This is a genomic window from Burkholderia metallica, assembly GCF_001718555.1.
Taxonomy (GTDB): domain Bacteria; phylum Pseudomonadota; class Gammaproteobacteria; order Burkholderiales; family Burkholderiaceae; genus Burkholderia; species Burkholderia metallica.
The window spans coordinates 2,498,514-2,513,590 of record NZ_CP013403.1; the positions used below are offsets into that span (position 1 = coordinate 2,498,514).

At 64.2% G+C, this 15,077-nt stretch carries 8 protein-coding genes; all 8 read left to right on the forward strand.

The window, feature by feature from the left end:
* The first annotated feature begins 19 nt into the window (after positions 1 to 19).
* Positions 20 to 325: an NIPSNAP family protein gene (locus WJ16_RS30610; protein ID WP_069260704.1), complete on the forward strand. Its 306-nt coding sequence runs from the start codon at positions 20 to 22 to the stop codon at positions 323 to 325.
* A 311-nt stretch (positions 326 to 636) separates the two neighbouring features.
* A complete protein-coding gene (locus tag WJ16_RS30615; RefSeq protein WP_069260705.1) occupies positions 637 to 1,287 on the forward strand; it encodes an NADPH-dependent FMN reductase in 651 nt (216 codons plus the stop codon).
* A gap of 231 nt (positions 1,288 to 1,518) precedes the next feature.
* Positions 1,519 to 1,737 carry a transcriptional regulator gene (locus WJ16_RS30620; RefSeq protein ID WP_069261235.1) on the forward strand — a complete coding sequence of 73 codons (219 nt, stop codon included), beginning with the start codon at positions 1,519 to 1,521 and terminating at the stop codon, positions 1,735 to 1,737.
* 95 nt (positions 1,738 to 1,832) lie between these two features.
* Positions 1,833 to 2,735 carry an aminomethyltransferase gene (locus WJ16_RS30625; RefSeq protein WP_069260706.1) on the forward strand — a complete coding sequence of 301 codons (903 nt, stop codon included), beginning with the start codon at positions 1,833 to 1,835 and terminating at the stop codon, positions 2,733 to 2,735.
* Between the two features lie 1,266 nt (positions 2,736 to 4,001).
* Positions 4,002 to 11,555, forward strand: coding sequence for an ESPR-type extended signal peptide-containing protein (locus WJ16_RS35155; RefSeq protein WP_076606059.1), 7,554 nt, complete (start codon positions 4,002 to 4,004; stop codon positions 11,553 to 11,555).
* A 124-nt stretch (positions 11,556 to 11,679) separates the two neighbouring features.
* Positions 11,680 to 12,342, forward strand: coding sequence for an OmpA family protein (locus WJ16_RS30650; RefSeq protein WP_069260709.1), 663 nt, complete (start codon positions 11,680 to 11,682; stop codon positions 12,340 to 12,342).
* A 408-nt stretch (positions 12,343 to 12,750) separates the two neighbouring features.
* Positions 12,751 to 13,896, forward strand: coding sequence for a DUF2827 domain-containing protein (locus WJ16_RS30655; RefSeq protein ID WP_069260710.1), 1,146 nt, complete (start codon positions 12,751 to 12,753; stop codon positions 13,894 to 13,896).
* A gap of 14 nt (positions 13,897 to 13,910) precedes the next feature.
* Entirely contained in the window at positions 13,911 to 15,065 is a 1,155-nt protein-coding gene (locus tag WJ16_RS30660; protein ID WP_069260711.1) for a DUF2827 domain-containing protein, read from the forward strand.
* The last annotated feature ends 12 nt before the right edge of the window (positions 15,066 to 15,077 follow it).

Sequence of the window (15,077 nt, forward strand, 5' to 3'; positions counted from 1 at the left end):
CCTTGCCCCGGGCGCGCTCATGATCACCTGCTACCTTCGCTACGTCGTCGATCCGTACAAGCTCGACCAGTTCGAAACCTACGGCAAGATGTGGATTCCGCTCGTCGAGCGGTTCGGCGGCACGCATCACGGCTATTTCCTGCCGTCCGAAGGGGCGAACAACATCGCGCTCGCGATGTTCTCGTTCCCGAGCCTCGCCGAATACGAGCGCTACCGCGAACGGTCGATGGACGATCCGGCCTGTCAGGCGGCATTCCGCTACGCGGAGGAAACGCGCTGCATCGTCAGCTACGAGCGCAGCTTTTTCCGGCCGGTGTTCGCGTAACGGGCCACGGCCCGGTACATCGCGCCCCCTTTTCCGGAACGGGACGAAAAAAAGCCCCGCCTGCATCCGCGCGGCGGGGCCAACCCATGTCAGTAGAGACATCATGGAGGAGACGGGCCCATCTTATCGACCGCGGCCCGCCGTCCCAACCAAGCATTTCTGCTATCGATCTGGGCGGGCGCGCACACGATTGCCCCTGCCGCGCGGCATATCGATAGAACGAAAAGTCGTTTTCAGAGTGGCGTCGGGGTCGTTACCATCTGGTTTTAAGCCTGTGCTTAGCCGGGCAAGCCATCCCCAAGGAGCGCCCCTTGACTGCATTCGATCAGCACCGCCGCCCGTTCGTCGTCGGCATTGGCGGGACCACCCGGGCAGCGTCGTCCACCGAACGCGCGCTGTCGTTCGCATTGCGCGGCGCGCAGGCCGCCGGCGCACGTACGCGCCTGTTCGACGGCCCGTTCCTGCATACGCTGCCGCACTACGCCCCCGAACATAAAACGCTGACCGACGCGCAGCGCGAACTGATCGACGCCGTACGCGAAGCCGACGCGATCATCATCGCGACGCCCGGCTATCACGGCGGCGTTTCCGGCCTCGTGAAGAACGCGCTCGACACGCTGGAAGAACTGCGCGCGGACGATCGTCCGTACCTCGACGGGCGCGCGGTCGGCCTGATCGTCACCGCCTACGGCTGGCAGGCGGCCGGCACCGTGCTGACGTCGCTGCGTTCGATCGTGCACGCGCTGCGAGGCTGGCCGACGCCGTTCGGCGCAACCGTGAACACGCTCGAAACGCGCTTCGACGGCGCCGACAGCTGCTCGGATCCGAAGGTCGTCGCCCAGCTCGAAACGGTCGGCTCGCAAGCGGCCGAGTTCGCGCTCGCGTTCGCGTCGCACCGTGCGGCATCGCATGCGGCATCGGTCGATGCGCTCGCGCCCGTGCTGAAGATCGCCAACCAGTAAGTCTCCCGCCTTCCACCGCCCGCGCCCGGCCGACCCGCTTCGCCGGCGCGGGCGGCGCACATCCGAGCGGCCATGCGCCGCGCACGTCGACGCTTCTCCTCGATCGTCTTTTCCCGCACCCCGTGCCGATAACGATTCGGCCCGCCGCGTGATTTGCATTGGCCGAAAGATTGGTTCACGCCGCAGGCGGGTTTTCGTACGCTGAACCTCCGAACTCTCTCCGCGCACGCCATGAACCGTACGATCCGCTACAAGGGTTATGAAGTCGCCCCCGCTGCCGCCCGGTTGCCGAACGGGCTGTTCGCCGCCAACCTGACGATTGAGAAGGCAAGCAGCGGCCCGTCGCCGCGCTCCGTGTCGTTCGACGCAATCGATTTCTTCTTCGAGGAAGAACACGCGCTGGCCTACGCGTCCCGCTGGGGTCGCCTCTGGGTCGACACGCACGCGTGATGCACGCGGGGCCGGCCTGCGCATCGCCGCTCGAAAATACGCGTTTACGGAAGGTATGTAAGAATCTTTCGATCCGTAATCGCATAACAATAGCCATGAGTGACACGCTGCAGGAAGAGCACGCAGCCGCAGATCACGCAATGCGCAACTGGACCTTCGAGAGGCAAGGTCCGGTCCGGATCGGTTCCGATGCGCACAAGCAGATGTTCTGCCGCATGCTGCTCGACACACACAACCCGTACAAGCCGGCGGTGATCGACTGGCCGGCGCTCAAGCCCGCCGAGCTCAGGCGGCTCACGTCGCTGCCGATCTGGGACATCGCAGTGCAGACCGAAGGCCGCGCATCGATCCGCGTGGCGACCTATGCGGCCACGATCGGCGATCCGCTGCTGCGCCGCGCGCTCGAGATGGACGGCAACGAGGAAGCGCGCCACAAGGTCGTGCTGTCGAAGCTCGTCGAGGCGTACGGTATCCGGCTCGCGCCCGAGCCGGCTTACCCGGCGCCCACCGATCCCGAATGGTCGTGGATGATGACGGGCTTCAGCGAATGCATCGACAGCTTCTTCGCATTCGGCCTGTTCCGCTCCGCGCAGCGCTCCGGCTATTTCCCGCCCGAACTCGTCGAGACCTTCGAACCGGTGATCCAGGAAGAAGGCCGCCACATCCTGTTCTTCGTGAACTGGTACGCGTGGTACTGGCGCACGATGCCGTGGTGGCGCCGGCCGTGGTTCTTCGCCCGCGTCGCCGCCGTATGGGTGTGCCTGATCCGCGACCGCATGAGCATCGCGCGCGGCATCGACGCCGACGGCGCGGCGCGCGATGCGAATTTTCCGGCAACCGGCACCGCCGACATCGGCGACGCGCTGAACCCGCGCGAACTGATCGCGCTGTGTCTCGAGGAGAACGACCGGCGGATGGCCGGATACGACAAGCGCCTGCTGCGCCCGATGTTCGTGCCGCGGATGGCGCGGCTCGCGCTGCGGTTTCTCAGGAAGTAACGCAGCCGCTGCGGGCAATCGCGCGGTTGCCCGCGGTCGTCCGGTTGCCCGGTTGCCGGTGGTCAGGTCGAGCGATCGGGCAAGGTTATCGGCGATCGAAACGGCGAGGCGGGCTGAATTCCGGCCCGATCCGGACGCGGGCAATCGCATCGCCCCGCGTCCGGGCGTGCAGCGGCGCGACACGCAGTGATCGACGCATTCGGTCTGTTCCGTGCCCCGCGCCGCGTGTCCCGTTCGGTTCGGACTTCAGTAGTGCGCGTTCGTCGTATTTGCATCGCGCGCACCCCGTTACCTGTGCTGTGCGGGCCCGACACCCGCTCGAAGCGCCTCCACCGGACACGGCGCAGGATCGCACCGACGTGCATCCGGCTGCCGAATGTCGCGCATCCGACACATTTATTCCCGCCCTTTTTTCTTCGACGTTTCGGGGCGCGCGGACACATTGTCGCACCCGAAATTTGACGATTCGGGAACGTCGCCGCCGACGCCCGGCCGGCGTTTTTAACACCTCCTCCCCCGCAAGCCCGCAGCAGGAGCAGGTCACGCCTCCCTGATTGATTCGTACCCTCTGCGAACACCGCTGCATTACCACCACGACGGAAATAGTCAATAAGACAAATTCGAAAATGCATGATGGTGAACAAGTTCATCACGCCGTAGCACTTTTTTACAACTTCGACGCGCCAACCCGCCGGGAACGCCCGCCGCGCGGACCATCGCAGCGGACGAGATGCGCAGATCAGCATAGTCCGGCAGTCGGGATTTCCAATTAAAGAGATTGGCAGTTAATCAAATAAATCAAAATCAAACTACGCGAAAAACATAAAATTAACAAATTAATAAAAATACAATTGAATTAGCGGGCAGCGCATCCCTACACATTACAGCAATGAAAAGATCCATCGCCGCGCAAACGTTTGCTATTTCATTTGCCTTACGTTTGAGACGTTTCCATGTGTAATCCATCGCACATATCGACAGCAACTCATTGATTTTTATGAGAAACATTGGAGGTGCAGCAGATGATTCGAATCCTTCATTTATCATTCTTACAACCTTCAAATACATTCGAACCCAATACATCAAAAGACGACTTATTAACCATCCTTTAACTTTACCAACCCGCTATTTGTCATTTTTTAGCAATCTTATAAATCCTCCTCCAATAAACTCCGCCCATCAATTTTGAGATTTGCGCGAGCGCACGGAGTATTCCTCTAACAACAGAGACCGGTGTGTGGCGTGCATATTTGGAGGTAGCTGAACATGAACCGCACATACCGCTCGATCTGGAACGAAGCCCTTGGCGCGTGGGTCGCCGCGTCGGAACTGGATTCTGCACGGGGCAAGAGCAAACGCTCGGCATCGGTCAAGTTGCTCGTCAGCTTGTTGCTGGTGGGCGCTGCACAGGCCAGCTACGCAGGTACTTATTCGTTCAGCGGGGGAAATGGCGGAGCCAATTGCGGCTTCAGCGCCGCTACCGGACCGGACGGCGTGCGTACGTACGTTGCCGGCACGAATCCTCAAGACGGCAGCGGCGGCTGGTCGTCGGTTGCCGGCTGTAATGCGAACGGCAACAACCTGACCGGCGTCACCCTGTTCGGCTCGTTTACAACGGCCTCTGGCAACGGGGCCGTGGCTATCGGCATGGGCGCCTATGCCGCACAGCAGGCAACCGCCAACGGCCTCCAGGCAACGGCCTCGGGGCAATCGAGTACCGCACTGGGTTACAACGCATCGGCAGGCGGCACCGGCTCCGTGGCGCTGGGCGCCAACGCCGCGACGGCAGCGGACGGTTCGATCGCAATCGGTACGGGCGCGAAGACCACGGGCGGTTCGCAGGACATCAACTCGATTGCGATCGGCAACGGTGCGACAAGCTACGGCCAAAGCTTCGCGCTGGGTACGGGCGCAACGGCCGACCAGAATGGCTACTTGCAACAAAACAGCGGTGTCGCTGTCGGCGCATCGGCAAAGACGTCGAACAACACGACGCGTGGGGTTGCACTCGGCGTAGGCGCAACAGTCGACAATTCGAGCTCGGTGATCGATGCCGGCATGGCGCTGGGCGCAGGCGCCACGTCGGCTGCGAACAGCGCAGTCGCGCTGGGCACGACCGCAAAGGCTTACGGAAACAACTCCATCGCGCAAGGCACGAACGCCGTCGCAGGGGTCAGCGGTTCGCTGACCACCGCGAACGATATCGCGCTCGGCAACGGCGCAACTGCCTCGGGCGGCAGCTCGATTGCGCTGGGTTCGGGCGCAACCTCCACCGTCGCCAATTCGGTCGCCATCGGCGCGGGGTCCACCGCAAGTGGCAATGCATCCGGTACGACCGGCGGTACCGGCACCGTCAGCAGCACGATCAACGGTCAGTCGTTCGGCACCTTTGCCGCATCGTCATCGGCCGCCGGTGTTGTCAGCGTCGGCAAAGTCGGTTCGGAACGTCGTATCCAGAACGTCGCGGCAGGGCTCGTCAGCAGTACCAGCACTGACGCAATCAACGGCAGCCAACTCTACGCGGTGGCGAGCACGACGACGTCGAGCATCACCAGCCTGTCGACATCGGCGTCGACGGGTCTGTCGTCGGCCAACAGCTCGATCACGTCGTTGTCCACCTCGACTTCGACTGGCATCAATTCGCTGTCTACCGGTATTAGCTCGGTCAACAGCTCGGTTACTTCGCTGTCCACGTCCACGTCGACGGGTCTGTCGTCGGCCAACAGCTCGATCACGTCGTTGTCCACCTCGACTTCGACTGGCATCAATTCGCTGTCTACGTCCGCATCGACGGGGCTGTCGTCGGCCAATAGCTCGATCACGTCGTTGTCCACCTCGACTTCGACTGGCATCAACTCGCTGTCCACGTCTGCGTCGACGGGTCTGTCGTCGGCTAACAGCTCGATCACGTCGCTGTCCACCTCGACTTCGACTGGCATCAATTCGCTGTCTACGTCCGCATCGACGGGTCTGTCGTCGGCCAATAGCTCGATCACGTCGCTGTCCACGTCGACTTCGACTGGCATCAACTCGCTGTCTACCGGTATCAGCTCGACCAAGAGCTCGGTTACGTCGCTGTCCACGTCCGCGTCGACCGGCCTGTCGTCGGCCAATAGCTCGATCACGTCGCTGTCCACGTCGACTTCGACCGGCATCAGCTCGCTGTCCACGTCCGCATCGACGGGTCTGTCGTCGGCCAACAGCTCGATTACGTCGCTGTCCACGTCGGCTTCGACCGGCATCAGCTCGCTGTCCACGTCCGCATCGACCGGCCTGTCGTCGGCCAACAGCTCGATCACTTCGCTGTCCACGTCGACTTCGACCGGCATCAGCTCGCTGTCCACGTCCGCATCGACGGGTCTGTCGTCGGCCAACAGCTCGATCACTTCGTTGTCCACGTCGACTTCGACCGGTATCAACTCGCTGTCCACGTCCGCATCGACGGGCCTGTCGTCGGCCAACAGCTCGATCACCTCGCTGTCCACGTCGACTTCGACCGGCATTAACTCGCTGTCCACGTCCGCGTCGACCGGCCTGTCGTCGGCCAACAGCTCGATCACTTCGTTGTCCACGTCGACTTCGACCGGCATCAATTCGCTGTCCACCGGCTTGAGCACGGTTTCGACCAAGGCGGACAATCTCGGCACCAGCACGGCGTCGGCACTCGGCGGCGGCTCGACGTACGACCCGACGACCGGCAAAGTCTCGGCGCCGGCGTACACCACGTACAACGCCGACGGCACGACGGCGACGGCCAACAGCGTGGGCTCGGCGATCGACAACATCAACAGCAAGGGCATCAAGTATTTCCACGCGAACTCGACCGGCGCCGACAGCACCGCGTCCGGCACCGACGCCATCGCGATCGGCACCGCCGCCGTTGCCAGCGCCAACGATTCGATTGCCATTGGCAACGGCGCCAATGCCGGCGACAGCAATTCCGTGGCTCTCGGCGCCAATTCGAAGACCGGCCCGGCCGTCGGCACGAGCAGCGCGACTGTAAACGGCGTTACGTTCGGTGGATTCCAAGGCTCCACGCCGGCCGGCACCGTCAGCGTCGGCAGCGCGGGCAAGGAGCGACAAATCACCAATGTCGCCGCCGGCCAGGTAACGCCGACCAGTACCGACGCGATCAACGGCAGCCAGCTTTACTCGGTCGCCCAACAAGTTGGTTCCGCGACCAGCGCCATTTCGTCGCTGTCCACGTCGACGTCGACGGGGCTGTCGTCGGCTAACAGCTCGATCACGTCGCTGTCGACTTCGACTTCGACCGGCCTCTCTTCGGCCAATAGCTCGATCACATCGCTGTCGACTTCGACGTCGACGGGCCTCTCGTCGGCTAACAGCTCGATCACCTCGCTGTCCACGTCGACTTCGACCGGTCTGTCGTCGGCTAACAGCTCGATCACTTCGCTGTCCACGTCGACCTCGACGGGTCTGTCATCGGCTAACAGCTCGATCACTTCGCTCTCGACCTCGACGTCGACGGGCCTGTCGTCGGCAAACAGCTCCATCACCTCGCTGTCGACTTCGACGTCGACCGGCCTCTCGTCGGCCAACAGCTCGATCGATTCGCTGTCGACTTCGACCTCGACCGGCCTGTCGTCGGCCAACAGCTCCATCACCTCGCTGTCGACTTCGACTTCGACGGGCCTCTCGTCGGCTAACAGCTCGATCGACTCGCTGTCGACTTCGACGTCGACCGGCCTCTCGTCGGCTGACAGCTCGATCACGTCGCTGTCGACTTCGACTTCGACGGGCCTTTCGTCGGCCAACAGCTCGATTACGTCGCTCTCGACTTCGACCTCGACCGGCCTCTCGTCGGCTAACAGCTCGATCACGTCGCTGTCGACCTCGACCTCGACGGGCCTCTCGTCGGCCAACAGCTCGATCACTTCGCTGTCGACTTCGACCTCGACCGGCCTGTCGTCGGCCAACAGCTCGATCACTTCGTTGTCGACTTCGACTTCGACGGGTCTGTCCTCGGCTAACAGCTCGATCACTTCGCTCTCGACCTCGACCTCGACCGGTCTGTCGTCGGCAAACAGCTCGATCACGTCTCTGTCGACTTCGACCTCGACGGGTCTTTCGTCGGCCAACAGCTCGATTGACTCTCTGTCCACGTCGACTTCGACGGGTCTTTCGTCGGCAAACAGCTCCATCACGTCGCTGTCGACCTCGACCTCGACGGGTCTTTCGTCGGCAAACAGCTCGATCACTTCGCTGTCGACTTCGACCTCGACGGGTCTTTCGTCGGCCAACAGCTCGATCGACTCTCTGTCCACGTCGACTTCGACTGGCCTCTCGTCGGCCAACAGCTCGATCACGTCGTTGTCGACTTCGACCTCGACGGGCCTGTCGTCGGCCAACAGCTCGATCGACTCTCTGTCCACGTCGACTTCGACTGGCCTCTCGTCGGCCAACAGCTCGATCACGTCGTTGTCGACTTCGACCTCGACGGGCCTGTCGTCGGCTAACAGCTCGATCACGTCGCTGTCGACCTCGACCTCGACGGGCCTCTCGTCGGCTAATAGCTCGATCACATCGCTGTCGACCTCGACTTCGACCGGTCTGTCCTCGGCTAACAGCTCGATCACGTCGCTGTCGACCTCGACCTCCACGGGTCTTTCGTCGGCCAACAGCTCGATCACGTCGCTGTCCACCTCGACGTCGACCGGCCTGTCGTCGGCTAACAGCTCGATCGATTCGCTGTCGACTTCGACTTCGACCGGCCTTTCGTCGGCCAACAGCTCGATCACGTCGCTGTCCACCTCGACCTCGACGGGTCTTTCGTCGGCTAACAGCTCGATCGATTCGCTGTCGACTTCGACCTCGACCGGCCTTTCGTCGGCCAACAGCTCGATCACGTCGCTGTCGACCTCGACTTCGACCGGTCTGTCTTCGGCTAACAGCTCGATCGATTCGCTGTCGACTTCGACCTCGACCGGCCTTTCGTCGGCCAACAGCTCCATCACCTCGCTGTCGACCTCGACCTCGACTGGCCTCTCGTCGGCCAATAGCTCCATCACGTCGCTGTCGACCTCGACCTCGACCGGCCTGTCGTCGGCCAACAGCTCCATCACCTCGCTGTCGACCTCGACCTCGACTGGCCTCTCGTCGGCCAATAGCTCCATCACGTCGCTGTCGACCTCGACCTCGACCGGTCTGTCTTCGGCTAACAGCTCGATCGATTCGCTGTCGACCTCGACCTCGACCGGCCTCTCGTCGGCCAACAGCTCGATCACGTCGCTGTCGACCTCGACCTCGACGGGTCTTTCGTCTGCCAACAGTTCGATCACGTCGCTGTCCACGTCGACTTCGACGGGTCTTTCGTCGGCTAACAGCTCGATCACTTCGTTGTCGACCTCGACTTCGACCGGCCTCTCGTCGGCCAACAGCTCGATCACGTCGTTGTCGACTTCGACCTCGACGGGTCTTTCGTCAGCTAACAGCTCGATCACGTCGCTGTCCACCTCGACCTCGACGGGTCTTTCGTCGGCTAACAGCTCGATCACGTCGCTTTCCACCTCGACGTCGACCGGCCTGTCGTCGGCTAACAGCTCGATCGATTCGCTGTCGACTTCGACTTCGACCGGCCTTTCGTCTGCCAACAGCTCGATCACGTCGCTGTCGACCTCGACTTCGACCGGTCTGTCTTCGGCTAACAGCTCGATCGATTCGCTGTCGACTTCGACCTCGACCGGCCTCTCGTCGGCCAACAGCTCGATCACGTCGTTGTCGACCTCGACTTCGACCGGCCTCTCGTCGGCTAATAGCTCGATCACGTCGCTGTCCACATCGACCTCGACCGGTCTTTCGTCGGCAAACAGCTCGATCAGCTCGCTGTCGACCTCGACTTCGACCGGTCTTTCGTCGGCAAACAGCTCGATCAGCTCGCTGTCGACCTCGACCTCGACCGGCCTGTCGTCGGCTAACAGCTCGATCAGCTCGCTGTCGACCTCGACCTCGACCGGCCTGTCGTCGGCCAACAGCTCGATCACGTCGTTGTCGACCTCGACCTCGACCGGCATCAACTCGCTGTCCACCGGCCTGAGCAACACGAACAGCACGATCCTGTCGCTGTCCACGTCGACGTCGACCGGCATCGGCTCGCTGTCCACCGGCCTGAGCACCACGAACAGCAACGTCGCTTCGCTGTCGACCTCGACCTCGACCGCGATCAATGCCGCGAAGACGCACTACTACAGCGTCAACGACAACGGCACGCAGCAAGGCAACTACGACAACACGGGCGCGACGGGCGTCAACGCCCTGGCAGCCGGCACGAACGCCAGCGCGGCCGGCAACAGCAGCGTGGCAGTCGGCGACGGTTCGAACGCGCAGACGGCAGGCGCGGTCGCGATCGGCCAGAACGCATCGGCATCGGGCGGCAAGGCGGTGTCGATCGGCTCCGGCAACACGGCAAGCGGCGACGGCGCAGTCGCGATCGGCGACCCGAGCATCGCAACGGGTACCGGCGCGGTGGCGATGGGCGCGAACGACACGGCGACCGGCAACGGCGCAGTGGCGCTCGGCAACGCGAACACGGCCAACGGCGCGAGCGCGCTCGCCCTCGGCAGCTCGAACCAGGCGCTCGCCGACAACACGATCGCACTCGGCAGCCAGGCCACGGCCAGCGCCGTCGGCGCGCAGGCCTACGGCTCGGCCGCGAAGGCCACGGCCGCCGACGCACTCGCCTTCGGCACGAACGCGCAGGCCAACGTCGCCAACTCGATCGCACTCGGCGCGAACTCGGTCACGAGCACCGCGAACCCGACGTCGAGCGCCACGATCGGCGGCGTCCAGTACTTCTTCGCGGGCAACTCGCCGGTCGGCGTGGTGAGCGTCGGCGCACCGGGCCAGGAACGCCAGATCACGAACGTCGCCGCCGGCCGGATCTCCGACACGAGCACGGACGCGATCAACGGCAGCCAGCTGAACGCGACGAACAACGCGGTGAATGCGCTGTCGACGTCGACCGCGTCGAACGTCGCGTCGCTGTCGACGGGCATCAACTCGCTGTCCACCGGCCTGAGCACGACGAACAGCAACGTGGCGTCGCTGTCCACATCGACCTCGACCGCGATCAACTCGCTGTCGACGGGCCTGAGCACGACGAACAGCAACGTCAACTCGCTGTCGACGTCGACCTCGACCGGCATCGGCTCGCTGTCCACCGGCCTGAGCACGACGAACAGCAACGTGGCGTCGCTGTCGACCGGCGTGAACAACATCAACAACACGTTGAACCAGCTGTCGACGACGATCAACAACAACCAGACGCGTGCCGCCAACAACAACGGCATCGCGGCCGACATGAACGGTACGGGCAGCGATGCGCCGAAGGTCACTGCCGGCTCGAACTCGGTGGCGATCGGCGCGAATTCGACCGACAGCAACCGCCAGAACGTCGTATCGGTCGGCAGCGACACGCAGCAGCGCCAGGTCATCAACGTCGCGCCGGGTACGCAAGGCACCGACGCGGTGAACGTGAACCAGTTGACGCAGGTGCAGACGACGCTGTCGACGGCACTGTCGGGCCAGCAGGCGCAGATCAACTCGCTGGGTTCGCAACTGCAGCAGACCGACCAGATGGCGAAGCAGGGTATCGCGGCCGTCGGCGCGATGGCGTCGATCCCGCAGCTCGATCGCGACGCCAACTTCGGGATGGGCGTGGGCACGTCGACCTTCCTCGGCCAGAAGGCGATGGCGGTCAGCATGCAGGCGCGCATCACGGAGAACCTGAAGGCGTCGGTCAACGGCGGCTTCAGCGGCGGTCAGAAGGTGATCGGCGCCGGCATGCTGTACCAGTGGAAGTAACGCGTCGCGCCGCCAGGCCGTCCGGCTCGCCAGCCGGACGGCCCGCGGCGGCCCCGACGGCCGGACGAGCCCGCCGCGCGCCCCGTGGCGGGCTTCAGTCAACCCAAGCATTGAGGATGTAACCGTGAACAAACTCGCTCTTGCGCTCGCACTTTCCGCAACGGCCCTCGCCGCGTGCTCGACCGCATCCGGCCCGACCTTCAGCGCCTCCGAACTGCAGCCGCGCGACGGCGTGCGGACCTTCCAGGTGGATTGCCACGGCCTGCTGTCGGGCCCGCAGACCTGCATGAAGGCCGCCCGCAAGATTTGCGGCGAAGAGCCGGTGCGCGCCGTCGACTCGGCCCGCGCGCTGCGCGACAAATCCGATCCCGCGACGCTCGTGTTCCAGTGCGGCGCGGCGCCGGCCGAAGCGGCGTCGGCCGCCGCGCCGGCGGCGGCCGTCGTCGAACAGGTGAACCTGTCGGGCGACGCGCTGTTCGCGACCGACCACGCGACGCTCGCCCCGACCGCGCGCGAATCGCTCGACCGGCTGCTGAACGAGCGCGCAGACCACACGTACTCGCAGGTCACCGTCACCGGCTTCACGGATTCGGTGGGCAGCGACGACTACAATCTCGCGCTGTCGAAGCGCCGCGCCGAAGCCGTCGCGGCCTACCTGAAGGCGCACGGCCTGAAGACCGACGCGCTGACGGTCACCGGCCGCGGCAAAGCCGATCCGGTCGCGTCCAACGCGACGCCGGAAGGCCGCGCCAGCAACCGCCGCGTCGAGATCCGCCTGCAGCACTGAGCGGGCCGCCGCCGCGCGCGGCACCCCGCCCCGGCAGGCCGCCAGCGTCGTGCCGGGCCGGCCCCGACCTTCGCCGGACACGCCGGGCGCCGCTTCGTCGGCGCCCGTTTCCGTTGGGCGGCGGGTATGTCAAAGTTCGTCACGCGACACCAAAAACGACGGTTTCCGTGCCACAATCGCCGCAGACAGCCGCCGGGGCAGCCCGCCCGAATCAGCCCGAATCGCGCGCCGTGCCAGGCGCGCCCGTCGACATGCCGGAATCCGGCTGCCGCCCGGCAAGCCACGTCGCCCGATTCGCCCGCGCGGCGCACGGTGCACATGCAACCATGACAATCCACGGCGCGCCGCTTCCAGGCCAGACGCTCGACGCGATGCCCTGACGCACGACGCCGCAGAGGAAACCAACCGGTGACGGACATCAACGAAGCCGCCTCGGGCGGCACCCGCAAGCAACGGCCGGCCGTCGGCATCTCGCTGTTTGCGCGCGACGGCCAGGCGATCTGGGAAAACGGCATCCACCAGAACATCGCGTTCCTCGCGATGATGCTCAAGCGCTCGGATCGCGTCGGCCCCGTCTACTTCCTGAACGGCGGCGACGCCAGCGCGCTGCCGGCCGGCCTCGAACTCGACGGCCTCGACATCCCGCTCGTGAAGCCCTCCGACGTCACGCACGAACTCGACGTCGTGATCGAAATGGGCGCGCAGTTGCCGGTCGAATGGCTTCGGCACATGAAGGCGCTCGGCAAGAAAATCGCCGCGTTCTTCTGCGGGCACGTTTATGCGGGGCTGTGCGAAACCCCGATCTTCGGCAAGCCGTCGGGCCACGTCTTCAACGGCGCGCCGTTCGACGAAGTGTGGCTGCTGCCGCAATACGACAAGACGGCCGCGCCGATGCTGCAGACGATCCTGCGGGCGCCGGTCCATCTGATGCCGCATATCTGGTCGCCGTACTTCCTGGAGCGTCGCATCGCCGCGCTCGCCGCCGAAGGCGCGACGTTCGGCTATCGGCCCGGCCGCCGCCCGTGGCAACTGGCGATGCTCGAGCCGAACATCTCGGTCGCCAAGTCCTGCCATTACCCGATGCTCGCGTGCGACGAGTTCTATCGCGCGCGTCCGGACGCGGTTCAACACATGTTCGTCGTGAATTCGTTGCACATGAAGACGCACCCGACCTTCGTGCACTTCGCGAACAGCCTCGATCTCGTGCGCCAGCACAAGGCGACCTTCGAGCCGCGCCTCGACCTGCCGGGCTTCATGGCGCGCCACGCGGATGCGGTCGTGTCGCACCACTGGGAAAACGGGCAGAACTACCTGTATTACGACGTGCTGTACGGCGGCTATCCGCTGATCCACAACTCGACGCTGATCGGCGATGCCGGCTATTACTACCCGGACTTCGATTCTGCCGCGGGCGGCCGCGCGCTGCTCGACGCGTGGCTGCATCACGACGAACGCCTCGACGACTACCGCACGAAGGCCGGCCGGCTGCTGCAGTCGGTCTCGATCGACAACCCCGCGAACCTCGACGCGTTCGTCTCGCGTCTGGTCGCCTGAACCGGAGAATACGCATGTCGGACTCCAATGCCCGTCAAGCGCCCGGCGAGGGCAAACGTCTCGTCGTCGGCGTGTCGCTGTTCGTGCGCGGCGCCGGCCAGTCGCTGTGGGAAAACGGCATCTTCCAGAACTGCCTGCTGCTGATCCTGCTGTTGCGCCAGTCGCCGCTCGTCGCCGAAGCGGTGATGGTGAACGGCGGCGAACAGGTCGCCGATCCGCAGATGATGCTCGGCGAATGGGACGTGCCGCTGCTGTCGATGGACGAAGCGCTGCAGCGCTGCGACGTGCTGATCGAAATGAGCGCGCAGTTCGGCGCGGACTACCTGCGCGCGTTCCGCGAGCGCGGCGGCAAGGTCGTCACGATGCGCGTGGGCAACGACTACGTGATCGACATCGAACGCGCGATGTTCGACAAGCCGTCGGGTTTTCTGTTCTCGGGCGCGCCGTACGACGCCGTGTGGACGATTCCCGAATTCGAGCGTTCGTGCCTGCACTATTACCAGACGGGCCTGCGTGCACCCGTCACGATCGTCCCGCACATCTGGCACCCGATGTTGTTCGACAAGGCGCGCGCGACGCTCGGCGCCGGGCTGTCGTTCGGCTATCAGCCGGGCAAGCCGCGCTGGCGCGTGACGATGTTCGAGCCGAACATCTGCATGGTGAAGACGAGCGTCATTCCGATGCTCGTGGCCGAGGAAGCGTATCGCGCGAAGCCCGATTTCCTCGAGTTCGTGCGCGTGTGCAACACGCTGCACCTGAAGGAGCATGCGACGTTCGTCCACTTCGCGAAGAGCCTCGACATCGTGAACCACGGGATCACGACGTTCGAAAGCCGTTACGCGGTGTACGAGTTCATGGCCGCGTACGGCGATGCGGTGGTATCGCACACGTGGGAAAACGCGCAGAACTACCTGTATTACGAGCTGCTGTACGGCGACTACCCGCTGATCCACAACTCGCCGTTCCTCGGCAAGGCCGGGTATTTCTATCCGGACTTCGACTGCCAGGCCGGCGGCCGCGCGCTGCTGAAGGCGTTCGCCGAGCACGATGCGAATCTCGACGCGTACCGCGAGCAGTCGAAGCACGTGCTCAGTTCCGTGAGCATCTACAACCCCGAGAACGTCGCCGCCTATACGGACGCGATCGCCACCCTCTATCGCGACGCGTGACGCGCCGCCCAT